Source organism: Roseateles sp. P1_C1_2 (assembly GCF_056406535.1).
On sequence record NZ_JBFUAB010000024.1, the window covers coordinates 116,175 to 130,509 of the forward strand.

The 14,335-nt window shown below is 67.3% G+C and carries 11 protein-coding genes; 1 reads left to right on the forward strand and 10 read right to left on the reverse strand.

Going from position 1 to position 14,335, the window contains the following annotated elements:
- Positions 1-9 precede the first annotated feature (9 nt).
- The 3 genes from AC1D2H_RS22915 to AC1D2H_RS22925 are packed head-to-tail and all read right to left on the reverse strand — an operon-like array spanning position 10 to position 2,499.
- Positions 10-750, reverse strand: coding sequence for a uroporphyrinogen-III synthase (locus AC1D2H_RS22915; RefSeq protein ID WP_478012583.1), 741 nt, complete (start codon positions 748-750; stop codon positions 10-12).
- Positions 747-1,673: a hydroxymethylbilane synthase gene (gene hemC, locus AC1D2H_RS22920; protein ID WP_478012584.1), complete on the reverse strand. Its 927-nt coding sequence runs from the start codon at positions 1,671-1,673 to the stop codon at positions 747-749. The genes AC1D2H_RS22915 and hemC overlap by 4 nt, the downstream gene beginning before the upstream one ends.
- 7 nt (positions 1,674-1,680) lie before the next feature.
- Positions 1,681-2,499, reverse strand: a complete 819-nt coding sequence (locus AC1D2H_RS22925) for a DUF6597 domain-containing transcriptional factor (protein ID WP_477935671.1) — start codon at positions 2,497-2,499, stop codon at positions 1,681-1,683.
- Positions 2,500-2,565: 66 nt separating this feature from the next.
- Between AC1D2H_RS22925 and AC1D2H_RS22930 the strand changes: the two genes are divergently transcribed.
- The gene (locus AC1D2H_RS22930; protein ID WP_477935739.1) at positions 2,566-3,207 is read left to right on the forward strand and encodes a glutathione S-transferase family protein; all 642 of its coding nucleotides are present in this window, start codon (positions 2,566-2,568) and stop codon (positions 3,205-3,207) included.
- Here AC1D2H_RS22930 and AC1D2H_RS22935 read toward each other — a convergent pair.
- From AC1D2H_RS22935 to AC1D2H_RS22965, 7 genes are all read right to left on the reverse strand, one after another.
- Positions 3,185-5,425, reverse strand: coding sequence for a DUF6445 family protein (locus AC1D2H_RS22935; RefSeq protein WP_478012585.1), 2,241 nt, complete (start codon positions 5,423-5,425; stop codon positions 3,185-3,187). The two genes, AC1D2H_RS22930 and AC1D2H_RS22935, sit on opposite strands and share 23 nt — an antisense overlap.
- A 14-nt stretch (positions 5,426-5,439) precedes the next feature.
- Entirely contained in the window at positions 5,440-6,423 is a 984-nt protein-coding gene (locus AC1D2H_RS22940) for a cupin-like domain-containing protein (RefSeq protein WP_478012586.1), read from the reverse strand.
- A 5-nt stretch (positions 6,424-6,428) separates the two neighbouring features.
- Positions 6,429-7,124 (reverse strand): SapC family protein, encoded by a 696-nt coding sequence (locus tag AC1D2H_RS22945; RefSeq protein WP_477935665.1) that lies wholly within the window; start codon positions 7,122-7,124, stop codon positions 6,429-6,431.
- Between the two features lie 17 nt (positions 7,125-7,141).
- Positions 7,142-8,704 (reverse strand): tryptophan halogenase family protein, encoded by a 1,563-nt coding sequence (locus tag AC1D2H_RS22950; RefSeq protein WP_477935663.1) that lies wholly within the window; start codon positions 8,702-8,704, stop codon positions 7,142-7,144.
- Positions 8,705-8,864: 160 nt separating this feature from the next.
- Positions 8,865-11,933 carry a TonB-dependent receptor gene (locus AC1D2H_RS22955; RefSeq protein ID WP_478012587.1) on the reverse strand — a complete coding sequence of 1,023 codons (3,069 nt, stop codon included), beginning with the start codon at positions 11,931-11,933 and terminating at the stop codon, positions 8,865-8,867.
- A 516-nt stretch (positions 11,934-12,449) separates the two neighbouring features.
- On the reverse strand, positions 12,450-13,139 hold the full coding sequence (locus AC1D2H_RS22960; protein ID WP_477935660.1) for a response regulator: 690 nt from the start codon (positions 13,137-13,139) through the stop codon (positions 12,450-12,452).
- Positions 13,136-14,335 (reverse strand): ATP-binding protein (locus AC1D2H_RS22965; protein WP_478012588.1); only part of this gene is annotated, 1,200 nt, incomplete at its 5' end. The genes AC1D2H_RS22965 and AC1D2H_RS22960, both read right to left, overlap by 4 nt.

Consider the following 14,335-nt stretch of genomic DNA (forward strand, 5'->3'; position numbering starts at 1 on the left):
TGGATTCTGTCAGAGGCCTTTCAGGGCCTGAGTCACCGCTTCAGGGGCCGGTCGCGCCAAAACCACAGGGTCGAAACCGGCGGCCCGGGCCGCTTCGGCGACGCGGGCATGGGTGGCGATGGCGCGCTGGCCGGTCAGGCCCGCGCCGTGAAGATGGCCGACGGCCTCGGCGCTGCTGAACAGCCACACAAAGGCTGTGGGCTCTGCACGGATGGCGTCCAGCAAGGACTGCTCGGCTGCGTCGAAGCGAGGCCCAGCGCGGTGGTAAGTCGTCACCGCCTCGACCTGCGCGCCTTCGGCCGTCAGCCTCTCGGCCAGCCATTCCCGGCCCCCGTCACCACGCAGCAGCAGCACGCGGGCGCCGGCCCAATCGCGCCGGGGTGACAGTTGTTGCCAGAGGTGTTCGGAGTCCAGGCTGGCGGCGTCGGCGGCCGGCTGGACGATCTGGTCGTCCGGCACGCCGCGCTCGATCAACGCCTGGGCACTGCCCGGACCCACGCAGGCAGCCAACGTGTGGGCGGGCCAGAGTCGGTCCGCGTGGCCGAAGAATTGCTCGACGGCATTGGGGCTGACGAAGACGACGAGGTCCACATCGGGCAGGCGGCCCCAGGCCTCGACGACCGGTGCCGGATCGCGCGCCGGCAGGATCTCGATGAGGGGCAGGGCCACCGCTTGAACGCCCAGTTCGGACAAGCGCGCCAGCCAGGCCGCGCACTGCGGCCTGGGGCGAGTGACGATGAGCGTCGTCATCCAGGCAGGTAGGAGCCCGCACCCAGCTCGCGCAGGCGCGCCGCGGCCTGCTGGCCCAGAGCACGCGCGGCCTCCACCGCCGTCACATCGCCGGCGACGCTCGCACGCAGCAGCGGCTCGGTGTGGGTCTCGGCATGGCCCAGCGCCGCGTCCAGGCGCAGCGTCGCGCCCTGCCAGTGGGCGTGGGCCGCCAGCGGCAGGCTGCAGCTGCCGCCCAGCGCGCGCGACACGGCGCGCTCGGCTTCGCAGGCCAGCAGCGTCGGCAGGTGGATCAGCTTCGCCAGCGCCTCGTCCAGCGCGGTGTCATCGGCACGGATCTCCAGGCCGAGGGCGCCCTGCCCTGCGCAAGGCAGCATCTCGTCGATCTCGAACAGCCGGCGCACACGGTTCGCCAGGCCCAGGCGCTTCAGGCCGGCCGCGGCCAGCACGATGGCGTGATAGCCGCCTTCGTCGAGCTTGCGCAGCCGCGTGTCGAGGTTGCCGCGCAGCGGCTCGACGCGCAGGTCGGGCCGCAGGCTGAGCAGCTGGGTCACGCGGCGCAGGCTGGAACTGCCGACCACCGCGCCCTCGGGCAGCTCGGCCAGCGAGGCGTAGTCGTTGGAGACGAAGGCGTCGCGCGGGTCCTCGCGCTCAAGCACGGCGGCCAGCGTGAAGCCTTCGGGCAACTCCATCGGCACGTCCTTCAAAGAATGCACGGCCAACTGGGCGCGGCCCTCGGCCAGGGCCGTCTCCAGCTCCTTCACGAACAGGCCCTTGCCGCCGATCTTGGACAGCGTGCGATCGAGGATCTGGTCGCCGCGCGTCGTCATGCCGAGCAGCGCGGCCTGGATGCCGAGTTCGCCGACGAGGCGGGCCTGCACGTGCTCGGCCTGCCACAGCGCCAGCCGGCTTTCGCGCGTGGCGATGGTGATGGAAGTGGTCATCTGGCGATTATCGAGGCGGGCTGCGGTAGGCCTGGGGTGGCTTGCCGACGAGGCGGCTGAAGTCGCGGGTCAGATGGGCCTGGTCGTAATAGCCCAGGCGCTGGGCGAGGTCGGCCAGGTCCAGCTCGGCGCCGCTGGCGAGCTGGTCGGCCGCCTCGTGCAGGCGGTAGCGGCGGATGACCCATTTGGGGCTGACGCCGACATAGTCGCTGAACCAGGCCTGCAGAGTGCGCATGCCCACACCCGCGTGCTCGGCCAGTGCGTCCACGCGGGTCAGCGTGGTGTCGTTCTGGGCCAGGGCCAGGATGGCGTTGAGCCGGTCCACCTTGGGGTCAGGCTCGCCGAGCAGCGGGCGCAGCAGGGCTTCAGCGGCGGCGATCATGCCGGCGTCATCCGGCTGGCTCAGCACGGCGTGCTCGGCCTGGGCGTCATCCACGGGCAGCACGGCCGACAGCGGCAGGTGGATGTCGGTGAGGGTGTGCAGCGGGCGCCCGAGCAGGCCGCGAAAGCCGCCGGGCCGAAAGCGCAGGCCCAGGCCGCGGTTGGCGCCTGTGAGCCGGTGCTCATAGGAACCGCTGACGACGCCGAAGATGGCCGTCAGCTCGGCGTCGAAGACGATATTGACGACCGGGTAGGGCAAGGTGCGCTGCACGAAGTCGGGCTGGCCGCGCAGATCCCATTCGACGATCCAGTGGTAGTCCAGGAAGGGCGCGAGGTCGGGCGCTGGCTCGTAGCGGGCGAGGCGGAACTTGCGCTGCGCGGTGGCCGGGTCGACGACGCCCTTGGCCCGGCTGGTCACGGCGCGCAACGGGGTGGTGGCGGTCATGCGTGTTTTTCCAAGACGGCGGCAGGGGCCGCAGCCTACAACGGCGCCTCCTTCACTCCATCCCACATCGCCATGAGCCGCTTCGTCACCCTCTTCCACGCCCCCAACAGCCGCTCCGCCGGCGTGCGCATCCTCGTCGAGGAGCTGCAGGCCGAACACGAACTGCAGGTGCTCGACCTGACCAGGAAGCAGCAGCGCGAACCCGCCTACCTCGCCGTCAACGCCATGGGCAAGGTGCCGGCCCTGCTGCACGAGGGCGTGCTCATCACCGAACAGGCCGCCGTCTACCTCTACCTGGCCGAGCTCTATCCCGAGCGCGGCCTGGCGCCGCCGGTGGGCGACCCGTTGCGCGGCAGCTTCCTGCGCTGGATGGTGTTCTACGGCTCCTGCTTCGAACCGGCGATGACGGACCGGGCCCTCAAGCGCGAGGACTGCCAGCCGTCCTGGTCGCCCTATGGCGACTTCGACAGCGTCGTGCGCCTGGTGCAACAGCAACTGGAGGACGGCCGGACCTGGTGGCTGGGCGAGCGCCTGACGGTGGCCGACTTTCTATGGGGCAATGCGCTCGCCGACATGCTGGCCTTCAAGATGATGCCGGCGACGCCGGCCGTGGAGGCCTACGCGGCGCGCCTGCGGTCCCGCCCGGCCGCGCAGCGCTCCCTGGCGCTGGATGCCGAACTGGCGGCTAGGCAGGCTGGCGGCTCTTGAAGAAGGCGTTGATGGTGAGGCGGCCCATGCCGGTCTGGTAGCCGGCCTTGGCAGCGGGCCAGTTGATGTCGCCGGTATGGAAGATGCTGCCGCTGTAGAAGATGGCACGGTTCCACTTGGCCGGCACCCGGCCGATGACCTCGAAGTAACGGTTGCTCTCGGTCATGTAGCCAGGCGCGATGCCGTACTTGTCGCTGAAGGCGCTGCCGTTCAGCGTGTTGGAGTCGCGCATGAACTGGCGCGTCTCCGCGTCGGACATCAGCGAACGGAAGAACACGGTGCCCCCCAGTTGCTCGTCCTTGAACAGGTAGTGCACGGATGCCGAGATCACCTCGCCCGGCCCGATGGCGGAGTCGTCGCGGTGGCAGATGCGCTGGCGCGGGTCCAGCGTCGTGGCGTCCTGGGTGACACGCGAGAAGCGGCCGAACATGCCCAGCCCCGGGCCGGCACCCAGCCGGGGGCGCAGGTGCTGTTCGAAATAGCCCCCCAGTGCGCCGGCGATGCCGTCCGGCAGTGCCAGCTGCGGGCCGGGATAGGGATGGCCGGCGGGCGCCTCGAACTGGCCGGCCTGGGCCTGGGCGAGCGCCAGGAGGGCCTCGGGGTCTTGCGCGAAGTCGTCGACCACGTAGACCGTCGCGCCGTTGGACAGCTGCACCGTCTCCAGACGAGCGTTGGGGTTGATGCGCAGCTCGGGGCCGACGACAGGCTTGTTCGTGACCAGGTCGAGCTTGGGTGCGGGGCAGAAGCCGTCGATGAACTGCTGGTGCTTGGGCAACTTCATCAGCGTGCGCGCCACATCCTTGCGGATGTCGCCGAGGAACTCCGCGAGGTTGCGGTTGTCCATGTTGCGAGTGATGGGGTGGTGGCTGGCAGGCGTGATGCCCTGCCCCATCATGACCTGCACCCAGGAGTTCTCGGCGAACAGCTCGCCCTGGTTCAGCATGATGCGGGCGGTGTCGCGGAAATGCTGGATGCGGTGCTTGAGCAGCGGCGGCACATCCATCTCGCGACAGTCACGCCAGAAGGCCGAGTCCGTGCGGTTGTTGACGTGGTAGTGCAGGATGATGAAGTCGCGGACGATCTCGATCGCCTCCTGCGTCTGCCGGTTGTACTCGTCGATATCGCTCTGGCGGACGCCGTCGGTCGGGAAGAGTTCGACGAGGCGGGTCAGGCCCTTCTGGATCAGGTGGATGCTGGTGGATTCAATCGGCTCCAGGAAGCCGCTGGCCAGGCCAATGGCGACGCAGTTCTTCTTCCAGACCTGCTGGCGCTGGCCCGGTGTGAACTTGATGACGCGCGGCGGGCGCAACACCTCGCCCTGCACGTTGGCGAGCAGCGCGGCCTTGGCTTCGTCGTCGCTGATGTGCTTGCTGCTGAACACGACGCCGTTGCCGACGCGGTGCTGCAGCGGGATGCGCCACTGCCAGCCCCAGGGGTGGGCGATGGCGCGGGTGTAGGGCACCGGCTCGCCGACCAGCGTGGTCTGCACAGCCAGCGCGCTGTCGCAGGGCAGCCAGTGCGACCAGCTCTCGTAGGGCACGCCCAGCGTCTCGCCGATGAGCAACGCGCGCATGCCGGTGCAGTCGATGAAGAAGTCGCCTTCGATCAGCGCGCCGCCATCGAGTTGCAGGCCGGTGATGTCGCCGCTGGCAGCGTCGGTGTGGACCTTGGCGATCTTGCCTTCGATGCGCTGCACGCCCAGCGCTTCGGAGAAGCGGCGCAGGTACTGGCCGTAGAGCGTCGCGTCGAAGTGATAGGCGTAGTTGATGCCGTTGTCGGGCAGCGTCGCGAAGCGGTTGTCCAGCCCGGCGCGCAGCTCCAGGCAGTAGTCGCCGTAGTCGCTCGCCAGGCCACGCTTGCGGCCTTCCAACCAGAAATGGTGGAAGCCGGCCGTCCAGTGACCCTTGCCGGTCTTGCCGAAGGAGTGGAAGTAGTTCTCGCCGACGTTGCGCCAGTTCTCGAAGCTGATGCCGAGTTTGAACGTGGCCTGCGTGGCCTGGATGAACTCGCGCTCGTCCAGGTCCAGGATCTCGTGCAGGATGTGCAGCGTCGGGATCGTGGCCTCGCCGACGCCGACCGTGCCGATCTCCTCGGACTCGACGAGGCGGATGTCGTAATGCTTGCCCAGGCATTTGGACAGGCCCGCGGCCACCATCCAGCCAGCAGTGCCGCCGCCGGCGATGACGACGCGACGGATGGGTTTTGGAGCGGTGGTCATGGTCGTGGAAGAGCTCATCGTTTGAGTCGGTTCTGCAGCATCGAGCGCAGCTGACGCGCGCTGTTGTCGGTCATCGGCGCGAGGATGCCGCGCGCAGCGGGCGGGATGTGGGCGGCCGTCTGTTCATCGGCGTCGAAGACGTAGTGGTTGAACAGCGCGCGCCAGGTATCGCGCTGGGCCGGCGGCAGGTCGCGCAGCGATAGCAGGGCCATCAACAGCGTGTTGATCGGCTCGTCCATGAAGGCCGGGGACTGCCGCCACCAGAAGTTGACGAGCGCGCTGATGGGTTCCAGCGACTCCACGCCATGCCACCAATGGCTGGGGATGAAGAGCGCATCGCCTGGCAGCAATTCGAAGGTTTGCGCATGCTCCAGCGCTTGCGCGTAACGCGGAAAGCGGTCGAGGTCGGGACGCGCGTGATCGACGAGGCTGATCGGCTGGCCGGCGGGCGTCAGGTCCAATGGGCCGATGTAGAGGTTGGCCACCTGCTCGGGCGGGAACAGCGTGAAGCGGCGCCGGCCCGCGACGACACAGGCCATGTTGTCCGGCAGGTCGAAATGCGTGGCCACCTGCATGCGGTTGCCGAGCCACAGACTGACGTGCGGTTGCAGGCCGGCGAGGGCGGGCAGGTCGTTGTGCTGGCGCAGGCCGGGAAAGGCCCTGTCGATCTCCGTCGAGCCGAGGTAGAGCGCATCGGGCGTGCCGGCAAGCAGTTCGTCCAGCAGCGCGCCAAAGGTGTGGACCTCGTGCTGGAAGTTGAAGCCGCTGAACTCGTCGTTGTAGAAGAAGCGCCCGCCGATCTCCGGCGCACCGCGCCAGAGGGCCAGGCGTGTGCTGGCGCCGAAGCGCCGCAGGTAGTCGCAAAAGTCGGCGTCGGACCGCTGCGCGGCCTGCACCAGCGGCCAGCGCTCGACCAAGCCGCGCATCAGCACGGGCTGGGTGGACTGGAGCACGTCTGCCGGGATCGCCTCGGCGCTCACATCACTGCGCTCCGACATCCTGCTCACACCTCGCGTGCGAGGTGGCGCTTGATCAGCTTTGTGAAGTTGGACAGCGAAGCGATGGCCATGTAGATGGGCTGCAGGTAGTCGGCCTGGTGCAGCAGGCCGACGGTGCTGGCGTCCAACGCGGCGAGGCGCTCCTCCTGGATGATGTAGTAGCCCGCCAGCTGACCATGCGAGCCGTCAGGGCGCTCCACGTCGAGCACGAAGGACTCGAGCAGTTCGTACTTCATCAGCGTCTGGATGAAGTCGGTCGTGGCCTCTAGGCCCTCATGCAGCGTGCGCAGCACGGAGTTCGCGTTCTCGGTCAGATCAGTCGTGCCACCCTGCGGCAGGAAGACGGCTTCGCCCTCGGCACCGTGGCTGATGCGCTTGCTGTCCATGTCGACCATCATGCGCATTTCGTCTTCGGCAATGCCGATGGAGAAAGGCAGACGTTGCACGGACAGCGGCAGGTAGTCAGCGTCCCAGCCCTCGCCGTTCAGGAACAGGTTCTCGCCCTCCTGCAGGCCGAACAGCACCGCCGGCGCGAAGCCGCCCTTGTCATCCGGCTGGAAGACGATGGGGTAATGCGCCTGGAGCTTGCGGAATTCGTCCACGGTCACGGGCGCCGACATGATGTCGTCGCCCCATTGCGCGCCACGCTGGGTAATGACGCGCAGGTCCTTGTGCTGGACGTTGTTGAGGATTTGCAGCATGGGGTCTCGTCGGTGGGTCAGGCGGCCAGCGGCATGCCGTGCGCGCGGATGTGTTGGATGAGGTCGCGGTGGCGGGGCAGGCCGCCCAGCAACCGCCGGGTGATTGTCGTCACGTCCTTCATGCAGGACTGGGCCGCGGACAGCCGGTCCGGGCGCAGCGCGCGGGACGCGGGCTTGAATTGCATGCCGTAGAGCACGTACTGGTAGCTGGCTGCGGGAAAGACTTCCTCCACGCGGTAGAAGTCGTTGCGCGACGGCGCGCGATGTCGCCAGAGCTGCAACAACTCGCGCAGCGAGTCGGGCTGCGTGGCCAGCGCACGGTGCTCGCGCCAGTAGTCGGCGTCGTCGCGGCGGCTCAGCACATAGTGCAGCTTCAGGAAGTCGATGATGCGGGCCCAGCGGTAGGCAAACGCATCGTTGAAACGCCGGGCGACGAGGTCCATGTCGGCCCGGTGGGTCGGCATCTCGTCGCGGATGAAAGCGGCCGACAGTTCGACCAGCGCCAGCGCCGACGCCTCCAGTGGCTCGATGAAGCCGGCGGCCAGGCCGACAGCGACGCAGTTGCGGTGCCAGAAGTGCTCGCGATAACCCGGGCTGAAGCGGATCCGGCGCAGCGCGGCACCGGCCTGTGCCAGCCCACAGCGCTCCAGATAGCCCGACAGCGCACGCTCCGCGGCCGCGTCGTCGGTGTGGCTGCTTGAATAGACCAGGCCGATACCCCGTCGCGTGGGCAGGCCGATGTCCCAGGTCCAGCCTTCAGCGTGGGCGGTGGCGATGGTCGCTGACGCCAGCGGTGCCTGCGCGTCGGCATGCGGCACCTGGATGGCCAGCGCGCTGTCGTTGAACAGCACGCCTTGTTCGGAGCGCAAGCCAACGCCGTAGTGCTGTCCCAGCAGCAGGCAGGCCAGGCCCGAGCAATCGATGAAGAGATCGCCTGCCAGGTCGCCATGCTCGCGGGTGGCGAGCGCGGCGATGTCGCCGTTCTCGTGCGAGCGCACTTCAGTGAAATGATCGACGACGTGGCGCACGCCGAGCACGGTCGTCGCATGTCGCCGCAGCAGCAGACCGAGCTTGACCGCGTCGAAGTGGTAGCCATAGTTCATGACGCCATCGAAGTCCGGCGTCGTCGTCTGCTTGGGCGCGAGGTGGGCGTCGCACAGATGCGGCTGAGCGCCGACGCTTTCGGCAAAACCCTGCTCACGCCCGCCCTGCAACCAGGCGCCGGCGAGATCGACGTCGCCGTGCCGGTGCGGCAGCGTGAAGGGGTGGTAGTAGCGGTCACCCGCGCCGCCATGCAGCCAGCCGTCGAAACGGGAGCCCTGCTTGAACGACGCGTCGCATTCGCGAACCAGGTCGACCTCGCTGAGGCCGATGCGGTGCAGCGTGGCGCGCATCGTCGGCCAGGTGCCTTCGCCCACGCCGATGGAGGGCACGTCGGGGGATTCGATGAGCGTGATCTGCAGCGCGTCGGGGCCGTCACCGCCCAGTTCCGCCGCCAGGGTCGCAGCCGTCAACCAACCGGCCGAGCCTCCCCCCAGCACCACGATACGTCGAACGGCTCTCGTCACCTCGGAACTCATCCCGCAAAGTATGGCCGTGCGGGTGCCGGGCACGCCGCAAAGGCCGAGGAATTCTGAAAGGAAATTTGGCCGAGGTGGGCGTTGCGCGCCCGCCTCGGCCAATCTGGGTCGCCCGGCGAACGGCCCCGAGGGGCGTTTACCGGGCGGCGGTGCTCATCGCTCAGAAGCGATAGCGAGCACCGACCAGGTAACGGCGGCCCGTCTGGATGGCGGAGATGATCTCGTTCTTGCTGCGGCCATGGGTGCGGATGTAGCCATCGTTCAAGTTCAGCAAGTCGGCCTGCAGGGTCAGGTTCTTGCCAATCTTGTAGCCGATGGACGCGTCCACCTGACCAAAGGCCTCGGTGTACCGCGGGTTGTTGCCGTTGTCGTTACCCAAGAGGAACGAATCGCGCCAGTTGTAGGCGGCACGAATCGACCACACCTCGTTTTCGAAGAAGCCCACCAGGTTGGCGGAATCGCTGACACCCACCAGAGGCGACTGCACATCGGTGCTTGAAGCGTCGTTGCGGTACTTCAAGCCGCTGCGGACCTTGGTGTAGTTGCCCGAAACACCGAAGCCACTGCTGGCGAACATGTGCTGGAAGTTGAACTCCAGGCCCTTGATGTTGTCGCCACCGGCATTCGACGGCGTCGTGATGTCAAAGATCAGCGGCTGGGCGCCGGGGATCGTGCCCGCAATGTTGCCCTTCAGGAAGGTCGGGTCGCTGGCATCGGTGACCGTGACGCCCGGCTGGCCGTTGTAGTGCTGGAAGATGTAGTTGCGCAGCAGCTTGGGACTGTCAGCAGGAATACCCGCCGCCCGGGCGGCGTCGAAATACGTGCCGCTGGCAGGCTGGTTCAGGCCGGCGAACGTTTGCTGAACCGTCTTCGTGGTGAAGAAGTCGGTCACCTTCTTGTAGAAGGCGCCCGCTGCCACATACGACGACTTGGCGTAGTAGTACTCGGCGGACAGGTCCAAGTTCTTGGACTTGAGCGGCTTCAGTGCCGGGTCACCGGTCGAACCGGCGCCGTGGATGTTGTAGCGGCCCGAGTTCGCGTTCAGAGCGACACCGCCCAGCATGCTGCCGAAGTCCGGGCGACCGATGTTCACGCCGTAGCTCGCACGCACCTTGATGTCGGACGTCAGGTCGGCATCCCAGTCAATGCTGGGCAGCCAATAGCTGTACTTGCCGTCCTTGGTACCGAAGGTCGTGGTTGCGCCATCGAGCCTCACCTCGTTTTCCGCATACCAGGTGGTGCCGTTGTAGGAGGTGACTTGTGACGAGGACGTGATCTTCGTCTGCTCATAGCGCAGACCGACCGACAGGTTCATCGGGATGGACGTGTCGAACGAGTGGTCCCACTGGCCATAGGCCGCGGTGGACTTTTCGGTGGTGCGCCAATCGTTGCCGTTGGTGAAGTCGGTATACGGCTTGAAGTAGGCGTCTGCCTCTGCCGCGCTCAGCGGATTGCCCGGCGGGAGCGACGTCGGACGATACGTCTGCGCGTTCTTGACGGCCTGCGCGCGCAGTTGGTCGAAGTTCGGCACGTAGAACGTGGGGAACTGGCGCGAGTCGCTGCTGCCGGGAATCTGGCCGTAGAAGCTGGCGATGTTGTACTGGGCCACGGTCATGTCTTTGAACGAGCCTTGCGGGCCGATGCCACCCCAGTCGCCGTGGAAGTTGTTCGAGCCGGCCGAGCGGTTCTTCAGCTTGGTGAAACCAAGACCCGCCAGCAGCTTGTCATCGGTGCTCAGCTTGTAGGTGCCGCTGACCTGGACCTGGTCGACGTCCTGGTACGAAATGTTGTTCGTGAACTGAGAACCCGTGACGGTGGTCTTGTTGGCGTCGTACTTCAAGCCGGGCGACTGCATGACCGGGAACTTCTGGTCGTAGAACATCGTCGTGTTGCCCTGGTTGAACAGTGCCAGGTCAATGACGTTGGTATCGCCATAAGGGCTGTCCGGATTCGTCCGGGACGTCGACTTATGAGCGTCTAAATCAAAGTTCAGCTTTTCACTGACCTTCCATGCAGCATTGAAACCGGTGGAGTTCAGCTTGGTCTTGATCGCCTGCTGGGCAACGTACATCGCGTAGTCGTGCGTGCCGTCCCACGTGGCCGTCTGGATGATCGGGTCGTAGACCTTGCTCGTCGCGGAGAACGTCGTGGGCGGCTGGCCATTCAACGGGCCCGAGAACGAGGGGCCGAACCAGGAGGAGTTCTCAACGGCGTTCTGCTTGGTCGCGTTGATGGCAATCGTGTGGTCCAGCGTGAACTTCAGGTCCTTCGTCGGGGCAAACTGCAGGACGGCCTGACCGTTCCAGCGCTCGCGCTCCAGATCGGTCACGCGGTAACGCACGTCATTCGTGTGCGTGACGTAGTTGCCGCTGGTCGGGAAGTTGCTCAGGTTGCTGGCCGGAACACCCCCGTAGGCGGTGCCTGCCGTACCGCTGGTGACGGGCTCGGTTTGCCAACCGTTGCCGGTGAACGCGTTGTTCGAGCCCGAGTTGCGCTTCGAGTAGTTGCCGCTGATCGAGATGCCGACCGTGCGGTCCCCGAAGGTCGTGCTGTAGATGCCGGAGACCTCTGGCGTGACCTTCGAGCCCGCAATCTCGCCCGGCAGGCGGCCGATCGACTGGTCATAGTTGGCCTTGATGCCGATGCTGGCGATGGTTTCGCGCACATCCAGCGGGCGGGCCGTCTTGACGTTGATGGTGGCGCCGATGCCGCCCGTCGGGGACGAGGCACGCGCGGTCTTGTACACCTCCAGCGCGGAAACTGCGTCGGAGGACAGGTTGGCAAAGTCGAAGGCGCGGCCGGCACCGTTGGAGGTCGGCATCTGCCGGCCGTTCAGCAGCACCATGTTGAATGCGGGGCCGACACCGCGAACGGTGACTTGCGAGCCTTCACCGCTCATATTGCGGTCGATGGACACGCCGGCGATACGCTGCATCGACTCGGCGAGGTTGGTGTCAGGGAACTTGCCGATGTCTTCAGCAACGATGCCGTCGACCAGACCGCGGTTATCGCGTTTGAGCGTGACAGCGCTGTCTAGCGACTTGCGAATGCCCGTGATGACGACGGTCTCCAGGGACTGCGCGGCAGGGGCGGCTGTGGCACCGGTTTGCTGGGCTTGCACAGCCGCTGCGCCGGTCAGCAGCGCGATCGACGAGGCCCATGCCACCGGCTTGAGCCGTTGCGCGAATTGGGGCGCCCGACGGGCCTTGGAAATCTGGGGGTGTTTCATTTGTCTCCTTACTTGCTTAGGCCGGCTCTTGCAGCCGATTGATGACGACTTTATGGCCCGCTGATGTCAGCGCCTGGTAGCGTTACCAACATCCCCCAAAAAAAGAGGATGCCCTTTGCAGGCGCCGGCGTACTGTACGTTTTGGCCTCCCCACGACTGCTGGGGTTTACGAGAGTTGATGGCGCCATGTGCGCAATCAACAACACCTGCAAAGACGGCTCTTTCCGGGGTCGCCGGACTGCGAATCGTGCGCGGATGCACAACCATCGGGACGAGCCCTGGTAGCGATCTCAGCTTTCAGGCCTGAGACCCATCGATCTGCGGATCAATTCAAATAGACAACGCTGTCAACGATATCCGAATCTGGAACCGGATTCAATTGCGACCGCAGTCTGGTTTACCCGGAATGGGGCTTGAAAGACCCATGATGAAGCAGCCGCGCACCCAGGCAGTGCCCCTCCTTTCAGCCTCGGGTGGACCACCCTTGGCGAGTTGCCCAAAAGCAACGAGGCGCCGTCAGGCCAGATCCAGCCGGTAGCCGACGCCATACACCGAGGTGATGCATTCCTGGGCCGGGCCCAGCGCCGCGAGCTTGCGGCGGATGTTCTTGATGTGGCTGTCGACGACGCGGTCGGACACGTCGCGGAAGTCCTCGTGGATGAGGTCCAGCAACTGGGCCCGCTCGAACACCCGCCCAGGGTGCTGCAGCAGCTGGCGCAGCAGGCGGAACTCCACCGGCGTCAGCGCCAGCGCTTGCTCTCGCCAGACGATGCGCTGGCCGCCCTCGTCCACCGCAAAGCCACCGCCCGCCGGCACCAACGTGGCGGGCGCGAGCCGCCCCTGGGCGCGGCGCAGCAGGGCCTTCACCCGGGCGACCAGCTCCCGCGGACTGAAGGGTTTGCAGACATAGTCGTCCGCGCCCAGTTCCAGGCCCAGCAGCCGGTCCAGCTCCTCGACGCGGGCGCTGTTGATGAGGATGGGCACGTCGCTGAAGGCGCGCACGGCGCGGCAGACCTCCAGGCCGTCGAGGCCCGGCAGCATGACGTCGAGCAGCACGGCCGCCGGCATCGGTCCGGTCTTGAGCCGCTCCAGGGCCTGGCGGCCATCGGCCAGCCATTCGCTGCGAAAGCCCGCCGCCTGCAGATAGTCGCGCACCAGCGCCGCGAGCTTGGGCTCGTCTTCGACGATGAGGATGAGGTCACTCATGCACTCCTCCCCTCGGGTTTGAGCGGCAGCGTCAGCACCATGGCCAATCCGCCCAGCGACGAGGCTTCGGCGCGCAGCCGACCGCCATGGGCCTGCGCGATGGCGCGCGCGATGGCCAGCCCCAGGCCCGAGCCCCCGAAGGCGCGGCTGCGTGAGGGGTCGACGCGGTAGAGCGGGTCGAAGAGCCGGTCCAGCTCGGCCTCGGGCACACCCGGCGGCGTGTCCTCCAGGCGGATCTCGAGGGACGCCCCCAGCGGGCGCGCCGAAATCTGCAGCAGTCCCGGCGCCTCGGTGTAGCGCAGGCTGTTCTCCAGCAGATTGGCCAGCAGCTGCGAGATGCGCACCGCGTCCCAGTGCGCGGCGGGCAGCACCGGGGGCACAGGCGCCTCGATGACCAGGCCGCGCGCCTTGGCCCGCGGCGCGATGCGCTCGATGGCGGCCTGCAGCAGCGCGGCCGGCGCCACCGGCTCGAACTCGCAAGGCAGGGAGCGCAGCTCCGACGTCGCCAGCAGATGGAAATCCTCGACGAGGCGGGACAGGCGCTTGATCTCCTCCTGCAGCGAGGCGAGCGCCGCCTGATCCAGCGGGCGGATGCCGTCCACCAGCGCCTCGACCTCGCCGCGCAGCACCGCCAGTGGCGTGCGCAGCTCATGGGACAACTCGGCGATCCAGCGTTGGCGGCTGGTCTCCAGCCGCTGCAGCGCCTCGGCCATGCCGTTGATGTCGCCCTGCAGGCCCGCGATCTCGCTGGCCCCACCGCCGTCGCGCGGCACAGGCAGGCGCACGTCGAACTCACCCGCCGCGATACGCCGCGCGGCCACCTGGGCCTCGGCCAGCGGGCGCGCCCAGCGCACCGCGAGCAGCCGCGCCAGCACCAGGGCAACCGCCATGACGCCGACGGCGACGGCGCCCAAGCCGATGTACTGGCGGCGCAGGAAGCTTGCGTCCACGCCCTCGGCCGGGCCGGCCCGCTCGGCCAGGCGCAGCACGGCCAAAGTCTGGCCGTTGAGCTTGACGGCGCGGGTCTGGCCGGGGCGGTCCAACGTCTCGCGCCGGCCGGCCAGAGGTGTGACGCCGTCAGCCGCCAGCACGACGATGCGTGGGCCGAAATTGGACGGATCGCGGCGCGGCGGAGGGCTATCGCGGCGCGGCGGCGGCCGGCCGTCGGCGCCGCCGGGGCCGCCACGCTCCGGCGG